At 38.6% G+C, this 21405-nt stretch carries 25 protein-coding genes; all 25 read left to right on the top strand.

The window, feature by feature from the left end; genetic code table 11:
* Nucleotide 1 precedes the first annotated feature (1 nt).
* The 25 genes from ACGHIY_RS05445 (at nt 2) to ACGHIY_RS05325 (ending at nt 21372) form a co-directional block, all read left to right on the top strand.
* A complete protein-coding gene (locus ACGHIY_RS05445; RefSeq protein ID WP_278451664.1) occupies nt 2-1033 on the top strand; it encodes an L-threonylcarbamoyladenylate synthase in 1032 nt (343 codons plus the stop codon).
* Nucleotides 1034-1145: 112 nt separating this feature from the next.
* Nucleotides 1146-1592 carry a low molecular weight protein arginine phosphatase gene (locus ACGHIY_RS05440; RefSeq protein WP_278451663.1) on the top strand — a complete coding sequence of 149 codons (447 nt, stop codon included), beginning with the start codon at nt 1146-1148 and terminating at the stop codon, nt 1590-1592.
* 11 nt (nt 1593-1603) lie between these two features.
* Nucleotides 1604-2041 carry a ribose 5-phosphate isomerase B gene (gene rpiB / locus ACGHIY_RS05435; protein WP_278451662.1) on the top strand — a complete coding sequence of 146 codons (438 nt, stop codon included), beginning with the start codon at nt 1604-1606 and terminating at the stop codon, nt 2039-2041.
* Between the two features lie 45 nt (nt 2042-2086).
* Complete coding sequence (glyA, locus tag ACGHIY_RS05430; protein WP_004696166.1) at nt 2087-3319, top strand: serine hydroxymethyltransferase; 1233 nt, start codon at nt 2087-2089, stop codon at nt 3317-3319.
* Between the two features lie 185 nt (nt 3320-3504).
* Nucleotides 3505-4131, top strand: coding sequence for a uracil phosphoribosyltransferase (upp, locus tag ACGHIY_RS05425; protein ID WP_004696164.1), 627 nt, complete (start codon nt 3505-3507; stop codon nt 4129-4131).
* A 244-nt stretch (nt 4132-4375) separates the two neighbouring features.
* Entirely contained in the window at nt 4376-5401 is a 1026-nt protein-coding gene (locus tag ACGHIY_RS05420) for a sugar-binding transcriptional regulator (RefSeq protein ID WP_012864497.1), read from the top strand.
* Nucleotides 5402-5469: 68 nt separating this feature from the next.
* Nucleotides 5470-6480 carry a type I glyceraldehyde-3-phosphate dehydrogenase gene (gap, locus tag ACGHIY_RS05415; protein ID WP_278451661.1) on the top strand — a complete coding sequence of 337 codons (1011 nt, stop codon included), beginning with the start codon at nt 5470-5472 and terminating at the stop codon, nt 6478-6480.
* Between the two features lie 13 nt (nt 6481-6493).
* Nucleotides 6494-7672 (top strand): phosphoglycerate kinase, encoded by a 1179-nt coding sequence (locus tag ACGHIY_RS05410; RefSeq protein ID WP_278451660.1) that lies wholly within the window; start codon nt 6494-6496, stop codon nt 7670-7672.
* Nucleotide 7673: 1 nt separating this feature from the next.
* Nucleotides 7674-8444: a triose-phosphate isomerase gene (gene tpiA / locus ACGHIY_RS05405; protein ID WP_278451659.1), complete on the top strand. Its 771-nt coding sequence runs from the start codon at nt 7674-7676 to the stop codon at nt 8442-8444.
* Nucleotides 8445-8457: 13 nt separating this feature from the next.
* Complete coding sequence (gene gpmI, locus ACGHIY_RS05400; RefSeq protein ID WP_390525344.1) at nt 8458-9984, top strand: 2,3-bisphosphoglycerate-independent phosphoglycerate mutase; 1527 nt, start codon at nt 8458-8460, stop codon at nt 9982-9984.
* Between the two features lie 117 nt (nt 9985-10101).
* Nucleotides 10102-11385, top strand: a complete 1284-nt coding sequence (eno, locus tag ACGHIY_RS05395) for a phosphopyruvate hydratase (protein ID WP_278451657.1) — start codon at nt 10102-10104, stop codon at nt 11383-11385.
* Nucleotides 11386-11573: 188 nt separating this feature from the next.
* Nucleotides 11574-12584: a GspE/PulE family protein gene (locus ACGHIY_RS05390; protein ID WP_174892267.1), complete on the top strand. Its 1011-nt coding sequence runs from the start codon at nt 11574-11576 to the stop codon at nt 12582-12584.
* Nucleotides 12568-13587, top strand: a complete 1020-nt coding sequence (locus tag ACGHIY_RS05385) for a type IV pilus twitching motility protein PilT (protein ID WP_004697309.1) — start codon at nt 12568-12570, stop codon at nt 13585-13587. The genes ACGHIY_RS05390 and ACGHIY_RS05385 overlap by 17 nt, the downstream gene beginning before the upstream one ends.
* 8 nt (nt 13588-13595) lie before the next feature.
* Entirely contained in the window at nt 13596-14768 is a 1173-nt protein-coding gene (locus ACGHIY_RS05380) for a type II secretion system F family protein (RefSeq protein ID WP_008601184.1), read from the top strand.
* A 39-nt stretch (nt 14769-14807) separates the two neighbouring features.
* The gene (locus ACGHIY_RS05375) at nt 14808-15254 is read left to right on the top strand and encodes a competence type IV pilus major pilin ComGC (RefSeq protein WP_004697182.1); all 447 of its coding nucleotides are present in this window, start codon (nt 14808-14810) and stop codon (nt 15252-15254) included.
* A 53-nt stretch (nt 15255-15307) separates the two neighbouring features.
* The gene (locus ACGHIY_RS05370; protein WP_390525343.1) at nt 15308-15850 is read left to right on the top strand and encodes a prepilin peptidase; all 543 of its coding nucleotides are present in this window, start codon (nt 15308-15310) and stop codon (nt 15848-15850) included.
* Entirely contained in the window at nt 15829-16290 is a 462-nt protein-coding gene (locus ACGHIY_RS05365) for a hypothetical protein (RefSeq protein ID WP_024061885.1), read from the top strand. The genes ACGHIY_RS05370 and ACGHIY_RS05365 overlap by 22 nt, the downstream gene beginning before the upstream one ends.
* 7 nt (nt 16291-16297) lie before the next feature.
* A complete protein-coding gene (locus ACGHIY_RS05360) occupies nt 16298-16654 on the top strand; it encodes a hypothetical protein (RefSeq protein ID WP_120054854.1) in 357 nt (118 codons plus the stop codon).
* Entirely contained in the window at nt 16651-17295 is a 645-nt protein-coding gene (locus ACGHIY_RS05355; protein ID WP_120054853.1) for a hypothetical protein, read from the top strand. Before ACGHIY_RS05360 ends, ACGHIY_RS05355 begins: the two co-directional genes overlap by 4 nt.
* The gene (locus ACGHIY_RS05350; protein WP_021148255.1) at nt 17276-17683 is read left to right on the top strand and encodes a hypothetical protein; all 408 of its coding nucleotides are present in this window, start codon (nt 17276-17278) and stop codon (nt 17681-17683) included. Before ACGHIY_RS05355 ends, ACGHIY_RS05350 begins: the two co-directional genes overlap by 20 nt.
* A gap of 9 nt (nt 17684-17692) precedes the next feature.
* Nucleotides 17693-18547: a hypothetical protein gene (locus ACGHIY_RS05345; RefSeq protein WP_390525342.1), complete on the top strand. Its 855-nt coding sequence runs from the start codon at nt 17693-17695 to the stop codon at nt 18545-18547.
* A 169-nt stretch (nt 18548-18716) separates the two neighbouring features.
* Complete coding sequence (locus tag ACGHIY_RS05340) at nt 18717-19127, top strand: fimbrial assembly protein (RefSeq protein WP_390525341.1); 411 nt, start codon at nt 18717-18719, stop codon at nt 19125-19127.
* On the top strand, nt 19096-19524 hold the full coding sequence (locus ACGHIY_RS05335) for a hypothetical protein (protein ID WP_237301763.1): 429 nt from the start codon (nt 19096-19098) through the stop codon (nt 19522-19524). Before ACGHIY_RS05340 ends, ACGHIY_RS05335 begins: the two co-directional genes overlap by 32 nt.
* A gap of 119 nt (nt 19525-19643) precedes the next feature.
* Complete coding sequence (locus ACGHIY_RS05330) at nt 19644-20486, top strand: shikimate kinase (RefSeq protein ID WP_287501600.1); 843 nt, start codon at nt 19644-19646, stop codon at nt 20484-20486.
* Nucleotides 20458-21372 (top strand): ATP-dependent 6-phosphofructokinase, encoded by a 915-nt coding sequence (locus ACGHIY_RS05325; RefSeq protein ID WP_390525768.1) that lies wholly within the window; start codon nt 20458-20460, stop codon nt 21370-21372. The genes ACGHIY_RS05330 and ACGHIY_RS05325 overlap by 29 nt, the downstream gene beginning before the upstream one ends.
* Nucleotides 21373-21405 lie beyond the last annotated feature (33 nt).

The raw sequence follows: 21405 nt of genomic DNA, 5'->3' as shown, positions 1-21405 counted from the left end.
TATGGATACTCAAATTATTACAAATCCATCAGATCAAGAACTAGATATGCTTGCTCGCGCTTTGCGTAATGGCGAATTAGTGTCCATTCCTACAGAAACTGTATATGGATTAGGTGCTAATGGGTTAGATCCGGAGGCGATGGATAAAATCTACACCGCTAAAGGTCGCCCTTCCGATAATCCACTTATTTTACATGTTCCTAATAGTGAAAGTATAAAACCTTTAGTAACAGAGGTTTCAAATACGGCACAATTATTAATGGATACGTTTTGGCCTGGTCCGTTGACAATCACATTGCCTAAATCAGATTTAGTGCCAGATCGTGCTACAGGCGGGTTACCTCGTGTTGCTTTACGTTGCCCTGATCATGAGCTTTGTCGAGTTTTACTAGAGCGTGCTGGTGTACCTATAGCGGCTCCTAGTGCTAATATATCTGGACGGCCAAGTCCCACAACGGCACAAGATGTTTATCATGATATGAAGGACCGTATTTCCTATATTTTAGATGCTGGTTCATGTACGATTGGTGTAGAGTCTACTGTGGTGGAAGTTCATGATGATAAGGTTATTATATTGAGACCTGGTGGAATTACAAAAGCACAGCTAGAAGATGTTGTGTCTACTGTTGAGTATGATACTGCTCTTGTTAATGCAACAACTAAGCCAAAGGCTCCTGGTATGAAGTATACCCATTATGCTCCTGATGCACCTATGACAGTTGTTGTAGGCAGTCCAGAAGATGTAGCAAGTACTTTCAAAGAGCTTTCTGCAGAGGTAGAAGGTCCCATAGGTTGTTTGGTAAGTCATGAAACGTATAATTTGATTAAAGGGGATACACGCTTTATATGTCATTGTTTTGGCCATCATAGTGATGCTTTATCATTAGGTCATGACTTTTACAAAAGTCTATTACATTTTAATGAAAATCATGTTACCCTAATCCTAGCAGAAGGTGTTGATGATGACGGTTTTGGTGTTGCTATTATGAATCGTATGGAGAAGGCATCGAGCCATCATATCATTTATAAGTAAATTTACTAGCATAAAAATGTCCACTGATAATAGAAATATGTCTTTACATATTGGATGAATTTGCTATAATGTATAAAGTAATCACAAAATGTGATTAAGTAAGGATGTTATTATGAATATTTTATTTGTGTGTACCGGTAACACTTGCCGTAGTCCTATGGCTGAAGTTATTACACGGGCACTTGCAGCGGAGCAACATAAGGATGTTACCACTGTATCGGCTGGGTTATTTGCCGCTTATGGCGCAAAACCAACTGAACAAGCCGTGGAAGCCGTCCGTTCCATTGCAGATATTTCTGATCATGAATCGAGACCATTGACGATGGAACTCGTGAATGCAGCAGATCTTATCATTGGTATGACGAAAGATCACAAATCTGTACTGCTTCGCCAATTCCCATTTGAGGAAAGTAAAATCAAAACGATTTCCGAGTGGGGTGGTCAAGATGGTGATGTTACGGACCCATATGGATCTGATCAAACCGTATATAATCAATGTGCGGAACAAATTTATCACTTAGTAGAGGCTGGTCTTACATCAGTGCCTCAGAAGGCGTAGGAGATGAAATTATGAAAGTTGCAATCGGTTGTGATCATGGCGGATTACATTTAAAGGCATCCGTTAAGGAATTGTTAAATGCATTGGGACATGAAGTAGAGGACTTTGGCTGTCATACAGCTGATTCTTGCGACTATCCTGATATTGCTGTACCTGTAGCAAATGCAGTTGTATCTGGTCAAGTAGACAGAGGTATTTTGATTTGTGGTACTGGTATTGGTATCGGTATTGCAGCAAATAAGATTGCAGGTATTCGAGCTGCTCTTTGTCATGATACATTCTCTGCCCATGCATGTCGTGAACATAATGACGCTAATATTCTCACAATGGGGGAACGCGTTATCGGCCCCGGCCTTGCAAAGGACATCGTTACTATTTGGATGGCAACGGATTTTGAAGGTGGCCGTCATGAACGCCGTGTGGAAAAGATTAAAGCCTTAGAGAAGTAATACATCGTTACCTTATACGCATATATTTACATGAGGAGGATACTTATGAGTTTCTTAGAAAAACAAGACCCTAATATTCAAGCTGTTATCAATCAGGAGTTGGCACGTCAACGTGACAAATTGGAAATGATTGCTTCTGAAAACTTCGTTTCTCAAGCAGTAATGGAAGCTCAAGGTAGCGTATTGACTAACAAATATGCAGAAGGGTATCCTGGTAAACGTTATTATGGTGGTTGTGAAAATGTTGATGTTATTGAAACATTAGCTATTGAACGTGCAAAACGCTTGTTCGGTGCAGAACATGCTAACGTGCAACCTCACTCTGGTTCTCAAGCAAACTTTGGCGTGTATTTCGCATTATTACAACCAGGTGATACTATTGTGGGCATGAACTTGTCCCATGGCGGTCACTTAACTCATGGTTCCCCTGTTAACGTATCTGGTACATATTTCAACGTAGTACCTTACGGTGTAGATGCAGAAACACAACAAATCGATTACGATGAGTTCCGCAAGATTGTCTTGGAAGCAAAACCTAAATTGATTATTGCCGGTGGTAGTGCTTATAGCCGTCAAATCGACTTCAAAAAAATGGCTGATGTAGCTCATGAGGTTGATGCTATCTTCATGGTAGATATGGCTCATTTCGCAGGCCTTGTAGCAGCAGGTTTACATCCAAATCCTGTAGAATATGCTGATATCGTTACTACAACAACTCATAAAACATTGCGTGGTCCTCGTGGTGGTATGATTCTTTGCAAAGAAAAGTATGCTAAAGCAATCGATAAAGCTATTTTCCCTGGCATTCAAGGGGGTCCTTTGATGCATGTTATCGCTGCTAAAGCCGTAGCATTTGGTGAAGCTTTACAACCTGAGTTCAAAGTATATGCACAACAAGTCATCGACAATGCAAAAGCGTTGGCTGCAGCATTGCAAGAAAAGGGCTTAACAATTGTTTCTGGTGGTACAGATACTCATGTTATGCTTGTAGATGTTCGTAATACTGGTTTAACTGGTAAAGAAGCTGAACACTTACTCGATGAAGTAGGTATTACATGTAATAAAAATACAATTCCATTTGATCCAGCTAGCCCCTTTGTAACAAGCGGCATTCGACTTGGCACGCCAGCTCTTACGACACGTGGTTTGCAAGTGAAAGATATGGAAGAAATTGCCGATATTATTGCAGTGGTTCTTAAAAATCCTGAAGATAAATCGGTCCATGAAGAAGCTAGTAAACGTGTCGCTACACTTTGTGAAGCGTATCCATTGTACTAATCGATTACATTAAAATTACATTATATATTTATAGTCCTATAAGTTTATAGGTAGTATAAAAGGGGTGTGCCCTCGGCACATCCCTTTTAATATTTTTATGGCATGATTTTCTAATCTGTGATAGAGTAAATATGATAGTTAATAGCTAGAATGGGATATGTATATTGTTTTATAGGAGGACAGTCATGAAAGTTAATGTTATGACACATCCATTGATTCAACACAAAGTTACATTGATGCGTGACGTACAAACAGGCTCTAAAGATTTCAGAGAACTACTTGATGAAATTACTATGTTGATGGGGTATGAAATTACACGCAACTTACCACTTGAGGATGTGGAGGTAGAAACACCATTAACTAAAATGATTGGCAAACGAATTGCAGGTAAAAAATTGGGTATTATTCCAATTCTTCGCGCTGGTCTAGGTATGGTAAATGGTATGCTTAGTTTAATTCCAACTGCAAAAGTTGGTCATATCGGTTTGTACCGTGATCCTGAGACTTTGAAACCAGTAGAATACTACTGTAAACTACCATCTGACGTAGGCGAACGTGACTTTATCGTAACTGATCCAATGCTTGCTACTGGAGGGAGTGCAGCAGCAGCTATTACATTGTTAAAAGAAAAAGGAGCTAAGCATATTAAGCTAATGTGCTTAGTGGCTGCTCCTGAAGGTGTAGAGGCTGTAAATAAAGAACATCCTGATGTACCTATTTATGTAGCAGCACTTGATGAAAAGCTTAATGATCATGGTTACATCTTGCCTGGCTTAGGTGATGCAGGTGACCGTATCTTCGGTACAAAATAAAATACAATAAAGTAAAACGACATATTAAAATATAATAAGAGGACATGACGACATATTATTAGATTTGAAATAATAACAAATCATCTAAGACGTATGTCGTTTTCTCTTATTTAGGGTTGAATAAAATTTACATAAGGTATACAATACAAGTGTAAAAGTATTTTTTTATTTTAGGTGGGACGGATTTTGTTCACATGGGACGAAAAACGATTCATGCAATCCAAACGGGTAAAGGAGGGACCCGATGAACGAATTTCTAATGATATGTGAACGTATTGTTCCTGAAATTGTTAGCGTATTGAAGGAGCGATACAAAATACTAAACCACCTTGTTTATGAAGAGCCTATAGGCCGTAGGACATTAGCTACTGCAACGGACCTTCCTGAGCGAACCGTACGAAGTCATATTGAGTTAATGCGTGCTAATGGTCTTGTAGACATTTATAAACCAGGGATTTTTCTCACTGATGAGGGACATGCAATTGTTCCAAAGTTGCGAAATTTTTTAAATGAGCTAGATCGTATTAACGAGCTAGAACATCGATTGACTGAAGCACTTCATATCGATAGGGTTATCATCACTCCTACTGAAGGAACCTTGATGGTTAAAAAGTTAGGTTTTGCAGCAGCAAAGCTATTACAGGAATTATTAGAGCCTGACTCTGTAGTTGCCATCAGTGGTGGCAGTACAATGGCTGCAGTAGCTGAAGAGATGCCAGTATTACCATTTAATCCTATTGTTGTACCTGCCCGGGGTGGCGTTGGTGAGGTAGTGGAGTATCAAGCTAATGTAATCGCTTCTGTGTTAGCTGAAAGACTTCGCGGGTCCTATAAGATGCTCCATTTACCTGATGGACTTTCACAAGACTCATTACATATGCTCATGACTTGTGAACCGCAAATTAAAGAAATTGGAGATCTCATTAGTAGGACTGACGTACTATTATTTGGTATTGGTACTGCAATGCGCATGGCAGATCAGCGCCATATTGCTGATGATGTGCGTAAGCAGTTGATAGATAATCATGCGGTAGGTGAAGCACTTGGTCAATATTGTGACATTGAGGGTAAGTTAATTTATTCTACTAATAATATTGGTTTATCACTTCCTGATGTAGTAAAGGTTCCCAATGTTATTGCTGTAGCTGGTGGACAAGAAAAAGCGAATGCTATTATAGGTGTGATGCGAGCTTGTCAAAAAGGTATACTCATAATTGATGAGCAAGCAGCGGAGGGGATGCGTCAATTGTTACAAATTTCTGCCTTATAGGCGAATTAGTAGTTATAAATTTTAGTTTGAAATTTGGTTAAAATTTTTGTTATTAGGAGGATTTAACAATGGCAGTAAAAGTTGGTATTAACGGTTTTGGTCGTATTGGTAAATGTGTAGTTCGCGCAGCGATTAATAATCCTGACGTTGAGGTTGTAGCAATTAATGCAACTGGTGATAATGAAGGTACTGCATTATTGTTAAAATACGACTCCGTACATGGTACAATTCCTAACGAAGTAACATTCGACGAAGAAAATATCTATGTTGATGGCAAAAAAATCCGCGTATTCCATGACCGCGATGCTTCCAAATTACCTTGGTCTGAAGAAGGCGTAGAAATCGTAATTGAATGTACAGGTAAATATCGCGATGCAGAAGAAGCAAAAGTTCATTTAGAACAACCTACAGTTAAAAAGGTATTGATTTCTGCACCTGGTAAAAATGAAGACTTAACTATGGTTATGGGTGTTAACCAAGATATGTACGATCCTGCAAAACACCATATCATCTCCAATGCATCTTGCACAACAAACTGTTTGGCTCCATTCGCTAAAGTATTATGCGATGAATTCGGTATTAAACGCGGCATGATGACTACTATTCATTCCTATACAAATGACCAAAAAATTCTTGATGCACGTCATAAAGACCCTCGTCGTGCTCGTGCAGCTGCTATGTCCATCATCCCTACAACTACTGGTGCAGCAAAAGCTGTTGCTAAAGTATTGCCTCAATTAAAAGGTAAATTAGATGGCTTCGCATTGCGCGTTCCAACTCCAGACGTATCTGCTACAGATCTTGTTTGCGAACTTGAAAAACCTGCTACTAAAGAAGAAATAAATGAAGCATTCCGCAAAGCAGCTGCTGGCGAATTAAAAGGTATCTTAGGTGTATCTGATGTGCCATTAGTATCTTGTGACTTTAGCTCCGATCCACGTAGCTCCATTGTTGACGCTGATTTAACAATGGTTATGGATGGCAATATGGTAAAAGTTGTTTCTTGGTATGATAACGAATGGGGTTACTCCGAACGTCTTATCGACATGGCCGCATTTATAGCAAGCAAAGGCTTATAATCAGGAGGCTTTAATGAAACAAACAATTGAAGGTTTACAAGTAGCTAATAAAACAGTATTTGTTCGTGTTGATTTTAATGTTCCTATGAAAGACGGTGTCATCACTGATGACACTCGTATTCGTAGTGCATTACCTACTATCAATTACTTAATCGAAAAAGGGGCAAAGGTTATCCTTGCTTCTCACTTTGGTCGTCCTAAGGGAGAACGCAAACCAGAAATGTCTTTGGCACCATGTGCTAAGCATTTATCTGACCTTATCAACAAGCCTGTAGCATTCGTAGATGACTGCATTGGTCCTAAAGTTGAAGAAGCTGTAAAAGCATTACAATCTGGCGATGTATTGATGCTTGAAAATTTGCGTTACCACAATGAAGAAACTAAAAATGACCCTGAGTTTGCTAAGCAATTGGCATCTCTTGCAGATGTTGCTATCAATGATGCGTTTGGAGTATCTCACCGTAATGCGGCATCTGTAGTCGGTATTGCTGATTATATCCCTATGGCAGCAGGTTTCTTGCTCAAAAAAGAAATTGAAGCATTAAGTGCAGCTGTAGTACATCCTAAAACACCTATGGCGGCAATCATTGGTGGTGCAAAAGTAACAGATAAAATTTCTGTTATTTCTAACCTTTTGCCTAAAGTGGATGTAATGATTATCGGCGGTGGCATGGCTAATGCGTTCATTAAAGCACAAGGATGCAACATTGGTAGCTCTTTATTTGAAGAAGGCCAAGAAGCTATCGCTACAGACCTTGTTATGGAAGCTCGCGTAGCAGGTGCTAAATTATTAACACCTATCGATGCTGTAGTAGCAGATGCTTTCAGCAACGATGCTAATACTAAAATTGTAGACGTTGATCAAATCGAAGACGGCTGGATGATATTAGATATTGGGCCTAAAACACGCGAACTTTATATAGAGGCATTGGCGCCAATGAAGACTATTATTTGGAATGGTCCTATGGGCGTATTTGAAATGGAAAACTTTGCAGCTGGTACGAATGCAGTAGCGAAAGCTGTAGCTGAATCCGATGCGATGACTATCGTTGGCGGTGGCGACTCTGTGGCAGCCATTGAAAAAAGTGGCTTAGCAGATAAAATTAGCCACATCTCCACAGGTGGCGGTGCATCTTTAGAGTTCTTAGAAGGCAAAATTCTACCAGGTATTGCTGCATTGTCTGAGGCATAATATGAGAAAACTCATTATTGCAGGGAATTGGAAAATGAATGGCACCATTGCGTCTGGATCAATTCTGATCGAAGCGTTTAACAGCGTGTTACAAGATATGGAATTGTTCTGTGATGTAGTTGTATGTCCGCCTTTCACAGCCATCGAACGTGCTGTAGTATTGACGAAAAATACAGCTATGGAAGTAGGTGCACAAACTATGGATTATCATGATGCTGGTGCGTTTACTGGTGAGATTTCACCACTTATGCTTACAGAGGTAGGCGTTAATTATGTAATCATCGGTCACTCTGAGCGCCGTGAATATTATGGTGAAACAGATGAGACCGTCAATGCAAAAATTAAAAGTGCATTTCATCATAATTTGAATCCTATTGTCTGTGTTGGTGAAAGTTTAGAACACCGTGAAACAGGTCATACACTTGACTGGATTACATCTCAACTAGAAGGGGCGTTGGCTGATATTCCGAAAGAACAAGTCAGTCAATTGATTATTGCGTACGAACCAATTTGGGCTATCGGTACTGGCAAGACAGCAACGGCTGATCAAGCTGAAGAGGTATGTAAAGAAATCCGCAATTACATTCAATCTCTATATGATAATGAAACTGCTGATGCAGTACGCATCCAGTATGGTGGTAGCGTTAAATCAGAAAATGCATTAGAAATCCTTGGAGAGCCTAATATTGATGGTGCTCTTGTAGGTGGTGCATCCCTTGTGGTTGACGAATTTATTGATATTATTAAAGCTGCAAACCAAGTAAGCGCTTAATATGAGGTTACAAATGGCTAAATTAGAGGCTCCCGTAATGCTAGTCATCCTAGATGGCTTTGGCTTGGGGGATAAATCAGACACAACCAATGCTGTAGTACAGGCGAAGCCGCTCTGTTTTAATCGATTATGGGATATGTATCCACATACAACATTAGAAGCATCAGGGCTTGCGGTAGGTCTTCCAGAAGGTCAAATGGGAAATTCTGAAGTTGGCCATTTAAATCTTGGCTCTGGTCGCATAGTGTATCAAGATTTGACTCGTATTACTAAAGATGTCGAGTCTGGTGAGTTTTATAATCGCCCTGTTATGAAGGAACTATACGAAGTAGCTAAGAAGCAAAGCTTACATCTTATAGGCCTAGTTTCAGATGGCAATGTGCATTGCTCCTTAGATCATATTAAGGCAGTCATCAAGGGGGCTCATGATAATGGAATCGAGCATGTGTATGTTCATGCTTTGCTCGATGGTCGTGATGTAGCTCCACAATGTGCACAAGGCTATTTAAAGGACTTAGAAACGTATATGGCTGATTTAAATTGTGGCAAAATTGCTACAGTTAGTGGTCGCTATTATGCAATGGACCGCGATAATCGTTGGGACCGCGTTGAATTGGCATATAATGCCATTGTGCATGGTCAAGGCGAAAAGGCTACATCTGCATGTGAAGCGGTGCAACAGTCCTATGATAGAGATGCGACAGACGAGTTTGTACTTCCTACGGTGATTGATGCTGCAGGGACTATCAAAGAAGGAGATGCGGTTATATTCTGTAATTTCCGCCCAGACCGTGGTCGTGAACTTACAAAGGCACTAGTGTTACCTGATTTTGATGGCTTTAAACGGGAGCCACTATCTATATATATGGCAACTATGACAAAATACGAGGATGGTTTGCCCGTACATATTGTGTATCAAAAGGATACATTATCTGAAACATTAGGTGAAGTTCTAAGTACAGGTGGTTATCGCCAATTGCGCATCGCGGAAACAGAAAAGTATGCTCATGTTACATATTTCTTTAATGGCGGTGAAGAGGAACCCTTTGAAGGGGAGGACCGCATTCTCGTAAAATCCCCTCAAGTGGCCACCTATGATTTACAACCAGAAATGAGCGCTTATGAAGTGACCGATAAGGTTGTACAAGCAATACAAGATGAAACATATGACATGATCATCTTGAACTTTGCAAATCCAGATATGGTTGGTCATACTGGTAGCTTTGAAGCTGCCGTTAAAGCGGTTCAAGCAGTAGATACTTGTTTAGGTCGTATCGTGGAGGCTATTCGTAGCAAGAAAGGTCATCTGTTAGTTACAGCAGATCATGGTAATGCAGAGCTTATGGTTAACCATGAAACAGGTAAGGTACATACGGCACATACAACGAACTTGGTTCCTTTAATTTTAATGAGCGACAGTTTAAAAACAGCTACATTAGAAGCTGGTAAATTATGTGACATTGCTCCTACATTATTAGATTTAGCTGGGATACAACAACCAAAAGCTATGACAGGTCACAGCTTGGTACATAAAGCATAATATGGAGCTTTCACTATATTAGTAGTTAATTAGAGTTATAAGCCTATAAGGTTTAGCTCAATATATATAATGGCTGTCAGATGGCAGTTATTCCATTAGATTATATGAGGTGAAAAAATGGCAGTAATTGAACAAGTCATTGCAAGAGAGATTTTAGATTCCCGCGGTAATCCAACAGTTGAAGTTGAAGTATGTTTAGAAGATGGTACTATTGCGACAGCAGCTGTTCCATCTGGTGCTTCCACAGGTATGTTTGAAGCCGCAGAATTACGGGATGGAGATAAATCCCGTTACTCCGGTAAAGGTGTTTTAAAAGCTATCGATAATGTAAATGCTAAAATTGGTCCTGCACTTATCGGTTATGACGCTACAGAACAAGTGGCAATCGATAACTTGATGTTGCAACTTGACGGTACAGACAATAAATCTAACCTTGGTGCAAATGCAATTCTTGGCGTATCAATGGCAGTAGCTCGTGCGGCGGCTGAATCTTTGGACTTGCCATTATTTGTATATCTTGGTGGCTTCAATGCTAAAGAGTTGCCAGTTCCTATGATGAATATCTTGAATGGTGGCGCACATGCAGATAACAACGTAGATATTCAAGAATTCATGATCATGCCTGTAGGCGCTAAATCTTTTGCAGAAGCTCTTCGTAGCTGTGCAGAAGTATACCATACTTTGAAATCCGTACTTCACAATAAAGGTCTTAGTACTGCAGTAGGTGATGAAGGTGGTTTCGCACCTAACTTGTCATCTAATGAAGAAGCATTAGAAGTAATTTGTGAAGCTATTAAAGCTGCTGGTTATGAACCAGGAAAAGATTTCAAATTGGCACTTGATTCTGCATCTTCTGAATTCTACGAAGATGGTAAATACAATCTAGCTGGCGAAGGCAAAGTTAAAACAGCTGCTGAAATGGTAGACTTTTACGAATACCTAGTAGGTAAATACCCAATTGTATCCATCGAAGATGGTCTTGCTGAAGAAGATTGGGAAGGCTGGAAATTGTTGACAGACCGCCTTGGTGACCGCGTACAACTTGTTGGTGATGATTTATTTGTGACTAACACAAAACGTTTGGCTCGTGGTATTGAGCTTGGTGTAGGTAATTCTATTCTTGTAAAAGTTAATCAAATCGGTACTCTCACTGAAGCTTTTGATGCTATGGAACTTGCTAAACGTGCTGGTTACACTTGCGTAGTATCTCACCGCTCTGGTGAAACTGCAGATACATTCATTGCTGATATTGCTGTAGCTGTAAATGCTGGTCAAATCAAGACTGGCGCACCGGCTCGTTCTGAACGTGTAGCAAAATATAATCAATTACTTCGCATTGAAGAAATGTTATACGAAACAGCTCAATATAAAGGTAATGACGTTTTTTATAACTTAAAATAAGATACGTTATATCTAATAGTCCAATAAGGGCGCCCTTTGGGGCGCCTTTTTTGTATGTCTAAAAATAGAAAAGTTTTCGCTTCGTGGATTTTTAAAAATAAAAGAGGGATTTAGAGGCTGATGTCGAAACCTATAACGCCATACGCTAGTGTGAGGTAAAAACATACCGCAAGGTATTGGAGGTGACCATGTATGTAGACGTAACATTAGACGATATTATCTTGTATGCCTTAGAACACCATGTGAGCGATATCCACTTTGATCCCGTTAAAAGTGGTGCTCATGTTCGGTTGCGAAAAGATGGACTGCTGCAACATTACATGACTGTATCATTTGAAGAAGCTGAACTCATTATCAACCGTATTAAGGTTTGTAGCTCTCTAGATATTAGCGAGAAGCGTTTACCACAAGATGGGCGTTGGTCTTGGAGTCATAAAAATAAGTCTGTAACGATGCGTGTATCTACATTGCCTAGCCTATACGGAGAAACCTTAGTATGTCGCCTTATGGGAAATGAAGGGAGTCATAAAGACTTAAAAGAATTAGGCATGCAGCCGGATATCTTTGAGCACATTGAACAATTATTAAAACGTCCTTATGGATTATTACTTATCTGTGGACCTACAGGCAGTGGTAAGACAGCTACTTTATATGCCATGCTTCGCATGTTAAATTTAGACGAAACTAAGCTTATCTGTCTTGAAGATCCTGTAGAAGCCGAAATCAAAGGGGCTATACAAATTGGTATTAATGAAAAGATTGGATTTACCTTTGCCAAAGGTCTTCGCTCTGTATTACGGCAAGATCCAGATACGATTATGATTGGTGAAATTAGGGATAAGGAGACCGCAGAGTTAGCCGTTAAGTCTGCTTTAACGGGGCATCGCGTATTATCTACTATACATACCAATACAGCTATAGGCGTTGTAACGCGACTCATGGATATGGGCGTAGAGCCGTACTTAATACGGGCTACTTTAATGGGGGCTATTGCACAACGGCTAGTACGAAAATTCGATGGTACATCATATCAGGGACGGACTGCTCTATTTGAATACTTAGAAATACCAGCTAATTCAGCTCATTGGGACGAATTAGAAACACATTTATTATTGTCATTAGAAGAGTCTGCTCGTAAGGCCGTATCTCAGCATGTTACATCTATAGAGGAGGTGCATCGTTGTGGACTCATGCTGTAAGAGTGAAAGTTTAGAAACTATTGTAGAAAATGCAATACAACTATCATCAACAGATATTCATCTACAATGTGGTCAGCCTATCTATTTGCGACATGGTGATGGATTAAGGGCTACTTCCTTTATGTGTACTACAGAATTAATCGAGGATATATTGCGTCGTTGCGGTATAGCATCCTATGAGTGGCAGTCTCTTGATGAGGCTTGTTCCTGTTGTGGTGTGCGTATCCGTGTTCATCTATATCGAGCTAATCAGACCATATGTGGTACATTGCGATTACTTTGTCATCAGCAACTTAAGTTAGATGATAATAGTGAAGGTCAGTTATTACAAAAGCTATGTGAAGCACATGATGGTCTATTGCTTGTTTGTGGCCCTACAGGCAGTGGTAAAAGTTTTACCTTAGCTTGTTGTATTGATTATATAAATCAGACTATGGAGCGTCACATTATTACCTTAGAAGACCCTATCGAATTTGAGTTTGTATCTAAAAAGTCTTTAATACATCAACGACAATTAGGTGCTGATATTAATACTATGTCAGATGGTATTCGAGATGCTTTACGAGAGGATCCGGATGTCATTATGGTAGGCGAACTTCGAGATCGTGAAACCCTTGAAGCGGCACTTCATGCGGCAGAGACTGGTCACCTTGTAATGGCAACTATGCATACACAGCGTGCAGTGATGGCGGTTCACCGCATGATTTCTCTATTTCCTGGGGAGCAACAAGAAGAGATACGCAATCAAATATCTCAAGTGTTACGGGCCGTTATATGTCAGCGTTTACTTCGATGGAATAAAAAGTTCATTACTATTCGTGATATTTTGCTAAATACCCATGCAGTAGCAAATTTGATACGGACCCGTAAGGAACCACAAATCATATCTATTCAAGAAACGCAACTACCGATGAAAACATTAGAAATGGCTGTGCGAGATGTAAAGGCACAATATGGAGCCCAACAACAATTGCATACCTTGCTTGATCAACAATTATCGTAGGTGAATATATGGAGGCTTATGAATATGTCGTAAAAAATAATCAAAATGAAACAGAAAAAGGTTTGATGTGGGGGGATTCAGAACAAGAAATTGCAATACGGTTAAAACGAGATGGTTATAGAATTTATAGAATATCGTTGCAGGATGAAAGAAAGAAACATAAATGGAATCATACTATGGTGGTAGATGTGACTTATCAATTAGGTCTACTCATTGAATCTGGTGTTCCATTACGGCGAGCCTTACAGTTGCTCTGCCAGGGGAAACGAGTACTACTCTATACAGCTTTATATGAATCTATAGAGCGTGGTCAGACTTTATCACAGGCTTTACGAAGTGAAGGATGTCCTCCTATTGCTTTGGCTTTACTAGAAAGTGGTGAAGCAGCGGGCACTTTGGGTGAGAGTTTACAATATATATCCCGCCACTATGATTGGGAGAGGCAGCTGAAACAAAAGGTTATGAGTGCTATTTCTTACCCTTTATTTCTTCTTTTAATGATGAATATATTTTTTCTAGTTACCATTTTGTTTATTATTCCTTCGTTTGAAAAGGTATTTACCACTATGCATATTACATTACCTTTGATGACGCGAGCTCTTTTTGCATTAGGACAAGGGTTAAAATCGCATCCTCTAATGGTAATAGCTATTCATTGTGTTGTAATAGGTTCCTTAGCATTTGCTTATAAACAGCATAGTATAAAGTGTAAAGTACATCGTTGGCTTTGGCTGTTGGCTCACCGATACCAATGGAGTACTTGTGTGTATTATACAAGTATGTTAAAAGTTTGGGCTCTCTTACTAGATTCTGGTATTTCTATCATTCAAACCATGAATATCACTCGCCCTTTGTGGGGGAATATATATGGTGTTGAATGTAGTAAACAAGTGGAAGCAAGATTATTATCAGGACATTCACTGGAAGAAAGTTTACGTAGTGGTCAGATAGGAAACGCTTTTATATGGCAAATGGTGTCCATTGGAGAAGAGAGTGGTGAATTAGTAAAAATGTTAAACCACTGTGGCTACTACTATGAATCTATACTTTCAAAATATATTGCTCGTTTAGAACGATTATTGGAACCAATTTTACTAACCATAATGGGAATCGGTGTAGCCGTATTAGTTGTATCTGTTATGTACCCCTTATTTACGTCCATTGCCAACTTAGGAGGGTAATAGACAATGTTATTACTTAACTATTAAAAGGAGAATATTATGAAGTCTGTTATGCATATGATTCATGGAGTGAATCATCGATTAGAAATGTGCGGTCAATGGGTCGTAGATCGACTACATATTTCTCGTGTTCGAGAAGGGTTTAAAAAATCGAGAAAAGGCGGATTTACTCTCGTTGAATTAATGGTTGTAGTAGCGGTTATCGCTATATTAGCAGCTATTGCGATGCCACAATTCTTATCTGCAGCGGATAAAGCTCGAAACGCTAAAGAAACAGCAGATATTCAAATTATTAAAAATGCCACTCAATTGTATATGATTGATAAGAATGTCGACACACCTCCAACAGTAGAAAATCTATATAAGGAAGGATATCTTACTGAACATGTTAAGACTGCAAAAGGAAAAGAATACACTATTACTTATGAAGTTGTCAGTGGTGGGACTTCAAAATCTGTTGTTGTTAAAGCACCTAATGAGCCTTAATTAACTTGTATAGATTATGAATTATATACATTAGTTATATGAAAGGATAAGGTATGAAAGGGACTAATTATGTAATAGGACTTTTTGTATATATAGCATCTATATTGTTACCTATTATAGTTTCATCAAAAGCAATATCTTATACTCACATTGCTTTGTATGCTGTGTTTTCACTCATCATCATAGCAGGTGCTACCATCGATATGCATTACTATATATTGCCTGATGAAGGGGCATTAGTTCTTGTAATAGGTGGCATTATATATAGCTATATAAATGATCAATCTATGTTAGTAACCTTATTAAGTGTTATCAGCGTAGGTGCTATTACATATGGACTTCGTTTGATTAGCCATAAAGGCTTTGGCATAGGCGATATTAAATGGTTTTCTGCTATTGCAATATGGCTCACTCCATGGGAAATTATATGTTTCTTTTACGTAACTTTTTGTGTTGGTTCTCTCTATCTCTTACTCGCCGGTTATCGTAATCGATATATCCCATTTGGTCCCTTTCTATGCTTTGGCGGATGGTGTGCCTTACATGGTGGTTCCTATATGGAGGTGCTTTATCAATGGTTAAGGTGCAACTTATAAATCGTCAAAGTGGATCTTTATTGGCGGAATGGATTATTACTATTGGTTTAATCTTATTGCTCATTTCTATTGCCTTACCTATTGTGACAACACCTAGTCGTTATACTTTAAATGGTGCTACGCAAGAGGTGGCGTATATGCTCAAGAAAGTTCAACTGTGGTCTATGTTAGGGCATAAATCTAATGGTAAAGGGAGAATGCTTTTTATTTTAAATAAGGACAGTTATACCTTAGAGGAAGATGTTAATCATCATACGGTAAACATATCATTACCGCAAAATATTGAGAATGAACGGTCTATGACAATTATTTCTTTTTCAGCCTTGGGCTTACCCTATGATGGGACAGAAATTATTTTGAAAGATCGTGAAAGTGGTGAGAAAAATCGTATATGGATATCTGTACAAACGGGGCGAATTAGATGGGAAGAAGTGCACTGAAGGATTTATGTATGGTGACGCTTTAATATCAGCCGCTATAATCATGTTCATTTTACCGGTTGTATTATCTATTTTTTGGATGGCTACTCTTACGGTATATAGGGCGTATTATTGGGATCATATATTGCAAGATACCATAACGTATTTAGAAGTGGCTAAAGCTTCTTATTATAAGAATGGAGCAATAGAAACTGGTGTATATAATTCTCAATTTACAATGAGTCCCAGTGAAAAAATTACCTATAAAATACATATAAAGCCTGTAGTGATAGAAGGTGTATCTTTACAACGATTAACAGTAGATGCCATCGACAATCAATCTGTTGTCTATTCTCTATCAGTTGATTTGGAGGGGATACATTGAAGGGCGAGGATATAGAAACGGTAATTGGGAAGAATAAAGAATACAAGCAGAATCCCATAACAGATAGAAATAAAAATAGAAATGATATGGGTTTTATTTTGTATTCTACGCTTATTAGTATGATGATTTCTATCATAGTCCTTACCTTATTGTTAGGTATCGTATTCTATGCAGTTATGTGGGATGCTAAATTACTTGATAGTGTAGCTATGATGGAGGATGGTCGATATACACGGCGTATGGTTGTGGCTCATATGATATGGAATCCTGTGAAGGTTACTGTAGAAGATCGTAATACAAGTTTATATATTCACGATACAAAGCGCACAACCTTAACTGTACAACGTCATGCATTATACAGAAAATTAACGGATGGTAGCTTGCAACCTGTCAGTGGTAGTCGAATTGTAGGAACTACAGATAAAAGAAATGTGGGCTATACCCAAGAATACCCTTTTAGTGTAGATACTAATGGGACCGTGTATTTACGTTGGTATATTAATAATCGTTTTGTTAATGATAGAAAATACACAAGTGGTTATGGAGGATTATCCATATATGAGGTCTCTATTGGACAGAGTACTATTTATGATTGGTATACAAGTAAAGAGGAGACAGGTTATGAACGTAGGAGCCCATAACGCGGGCTTTATTACATATATAGCGATACTTACAATGTCCTTTTTATTATTATTAGCTTTTATGGGGCTGCGTATAGGACAAATATGTGAAAGTAATGTGGTAGACGAATTGCATTTGGAAGAGGCTCATTATGCGGCACAGAAAGGTGTTCATTGGTTTGTGGGCTATTGTAAATTAGGAAATGTATGGGACTTTCAAAATAAATTAGTTGTGATAGATGATGAAAATGTAGAGATTACTATTGAAGCAGACCAATCAACAGATAATCCGCGACATATTATGAGTTATGGAAAATTGAAAAATAGTGAAATCGTGAGTCGTGTACATATGTATGTGACCGTAGATAAAGAAAAACATATGCATGTTATAAAGGTAAAACCTTATTGAGGTGATTCTATGAAACGAAAAAAGAGAATACATTCTGGAGTATGTATAACTGATGAACATATTGTATGTGTTACCGCTCATATAGAAAATAAAACAATGGTCATTACTGATGCGTTAGAAATGAAGCGTACAGGACCTATTGATGAAGACGTTACAAAATTTATAGAAACGTATGATTTAGATGAAGGGGCTTATAGTATTGTTGCTAATATTGATACACAAATGCATGTAGCACCTTATGATCCTCATGATTTTGATATGAAGGAGTTTATAAAGTGGAATATAGAGGACTACTTTAGTTTTGAGGGGGATAGTTTCCAAATGGATGCTTGTCGCCGGGAATATCCACGACACAATTATCATATGTTTATGGTGGCTGTAGATCGGCATTCACTAGAGCTTTTGAAGCAAGGTATACGAGATACTTATGCACCCGTTGATGTTATTGATTTTTGGCCTATTCCTATTTGTTATTGCTTGATGCGGCGCAGCGGTACTGTAACAGGTGTTGTAGAAGAAGGCGCCATGCATTTATGGCTTTGGTGGAATGATATATGCATTCAAGAGTGTATTGTACCTATTACTAGTAGCGATGTAGCTGAAGCTATGGATAAGTTAGAAGTGAGATTACAAGACTTTGGTATAGATGAGATACAGGGGATTCGGATGTATGGGTTAGAATCTATAACAAATGAAGAACGGACAGATATGGAAGGTATAATTTCCATATATGGAGAAACTGAATATATTCCATTATTATTCTTAGGTCGTGGTCGTAATCGTTGCAAGCAAGGACAATTAGATTGGGACATGGCTATTGGCATGGCAGCAAGGGGGCTGAAATGGATTGGATTGGGCTGGTAAGAATAGATGTATTAATTTAATGACACGATCCTTACGATGGCATAGTTTATGGCATACCTATCGATACTTTCTTTACGGGATAAGTTTTATATACGTTATAGTAGGGTTTGTTACCCTATATAGTTGTTGGTCAAGTTATCGTAGCTATGAAAATCGAAAGATAGACTTTGTGCGATTGCAAGCAAATGCTCAGTATCAAGAAATACATCAACAATATGGTGAATTAATGGAAATAAGAAATAAAATAATAAAGAATAAAATCCTTAAGAATCAAACAGATATATTACCCAATACAATGGTCGTATATATTCTTGATGCCGCTATGGCAGAACATATTAGTTTACAGCATCTTAGCGTTAAGGAAGGCCGTATCAGTATGGATGGTATAGGCATGAGTGACGAAGTATGTCGTAAATTTATTGCTATTCTCCAACAAAAATTACTAGGGATGGAGTGTCATGGAACAGTTAAAGCAGATAAAGGTGTTTATACATTCCATATGGACGGATCTAAAAGAGAGCACAACGTATCAGGTCAAGAGAATATTAGTGAGCCTAGTGTTGTGGGCGATGCTCATTAGCCTTTCTATGTATGGGCATATCTATTTTGAAGAAAAAAATAATAGCTTAAAAAATCAACAAGAAAATTATATTATACAAATGAATGCTGAGTCAGATTATATAGAGTCTAATGAAGCAAAACTATTAGAATCTTTTACACGGAACAAGACATCTAATACGAGTTCTAATACAAATATTTTTGATTCCTTGCAAGGAGAACCATTAATGATTGTCAGTACTGATGAGCATGAAGGTATACTAGAATTAACAGTATTAGGTAGTACAGAGCGTATGATTAACTGGATAAATACTGTTGAAGAAAAGGATCCTTCACGCCGTATAGAAATAGAAGATATAGAACGTAAAGGTAATGTAGTTTATGTGCATTGTGCAATTAAATCGATTATAAAACCTTAATGAAAATCGGATGTACTGTATAGAGACAGATTATAGATTTTATGTCTATAGTCTGTCTTTGTTTTTGGACCATTTTATAGTACAATGAAGGATATGTAATGATAAGGGGCACATAATAGATGATAATAAAACGGAATATTATGCTCATCGGTTCTATGGGAAGTGGCAAAAGTCACTTTGGACGGAACCTTGCAGAACGCAAGGGTTGGCAATTTGTAGATACCGATCGTGTATTAGAAAGTCGTTTTGGGTTGCCCATTGCTGAGATTTTTAAAAAGATAGGAGAAAAAGCATTCCGCCGCGCCGAAATGGATGTACTAAAAAAGGTTTGCTTATACCATGAAGCAGTGATTTCTGTGGGTGGGAATTTTCCTATTGAACATCGCACCTTAAAGGTATTAAAAAAATATTCCTATATTATTGGTATCCGAGCTGCACAATTCCGTATTGTCAGTCGCGTGAATCGCCGTGTTGGGAAACGGCCTACCATGGACTATAGTAATGTGAATGCCTTTGTACATGCTATGATACAATCGTGGAAGCCCGTGTATAAGCAGTGCGATTTTGTACTAGATACAACAAATGGCCGGACCTATGATTTTATACAGCGTATTGAGGATGAATTAGATGCCTCAGATGTGCATTTTAAAGCAAGACGTCAACCCAATGATACAAACAATGTAGATGCTAAAGAAGCAGCTGAAGATATACAATTTAATAATCAACAAAGTAGGAAAAAAGAGATTTCTGAAGCAGTATCAAAAAGAGCAATGTCTAATAAAATTCGTTATGATAAGAGGTATAAACAAAAGACTTCTAATCAAACGAATAAAAAAGGTAAAGCACATAGTATATCCAAACAACGTACACCACAAGGGGGTAATGGATATGAGAAGAATCGCAATACTAACAAGCGGCGGAGACGCACCTGGAATGAACGCCGCCATAAGAGCGTTAACTAGAAAAGCTATACATGAAGGCTTTGAAGTGTTTGGCATTGAGCGTGGCTATTTAGGTATTATTGAGGAAAAAATATTTCCTTTATCGAATCGAGACGTTGGTGGCATCATAACACAAGGTGGCACGATGCTGAAAACGGCTCGTTTTCCAGCATTTCAAAATGAAGAAATTCAACGCAAAGCTTATGATATTTTGAAAGCTTATGACATCGACCATCTAGTCGTTATCGGTGGTGATGGCTCCATGCGTGGTGCTGCAAGTTTATCTAAACTTGGTATGTCTACTATGACCATTCCATGTACGATTGATAATGACATGGGTGGCACACAATATACGATAGGCTATGATACGGCTCTCAATACGGTAGTTGATGCGGTTGGACGTATTCGTGATACATCAAACTCCCATGAACGTGTAGCCATTGTAGAGGTAATGGGGCGCAAAGCTGGACATATTGCATTAAAGGCAGGCCTAGCTTGTGGGGCAGAAATAGTTTTGGTTCCGGAAAATCCAATGTCTTTACATGCGGTTTGTCGTCATTTAAAGGAAACACAAATTCGGGGTAAAGAATATAGTGTTATCCTTGTTGCAGAAGGTGCCTATAACAGCGGTGAGGTGAAAGCTTTTATCAAGGAGCATACAGAATTTGATCCTAGCCTAACTGTGTTAGGCTACTTACAACGTGGCGGTGGTCCATCGGCATTTGATGCTATTTTAGCGGCTCGCATGAGTGAAGTCTGTATTAATCTATTGATGAGTGGTGTCGCTAACCGATTAGTGGGCTATATAGATGGTCATATCCGTGCGCTATCTTATGAAGAGGCAGAACGTCTTGAATTTCCAATCGATGAGAAGGATTATAGATTATTGTCAATATTGAGTAGTTAATGGCCCGTAAGGGCCATTTTTTATATATCATAA

Source organism: Veillonella parvula (assembly GCF_042850485.1).
Classification (GTDB): Bacteria; Bacillota; Negativicutes; order Veillonellales; family Veillonellaceae; genus Veillonella; species Veillonella parvula_Q.
The sequence above is the reverse complement of the archived record's forward strand: the minus strand, read 5'-3'. Positions and strand labels throughout refer to the sequence as shown.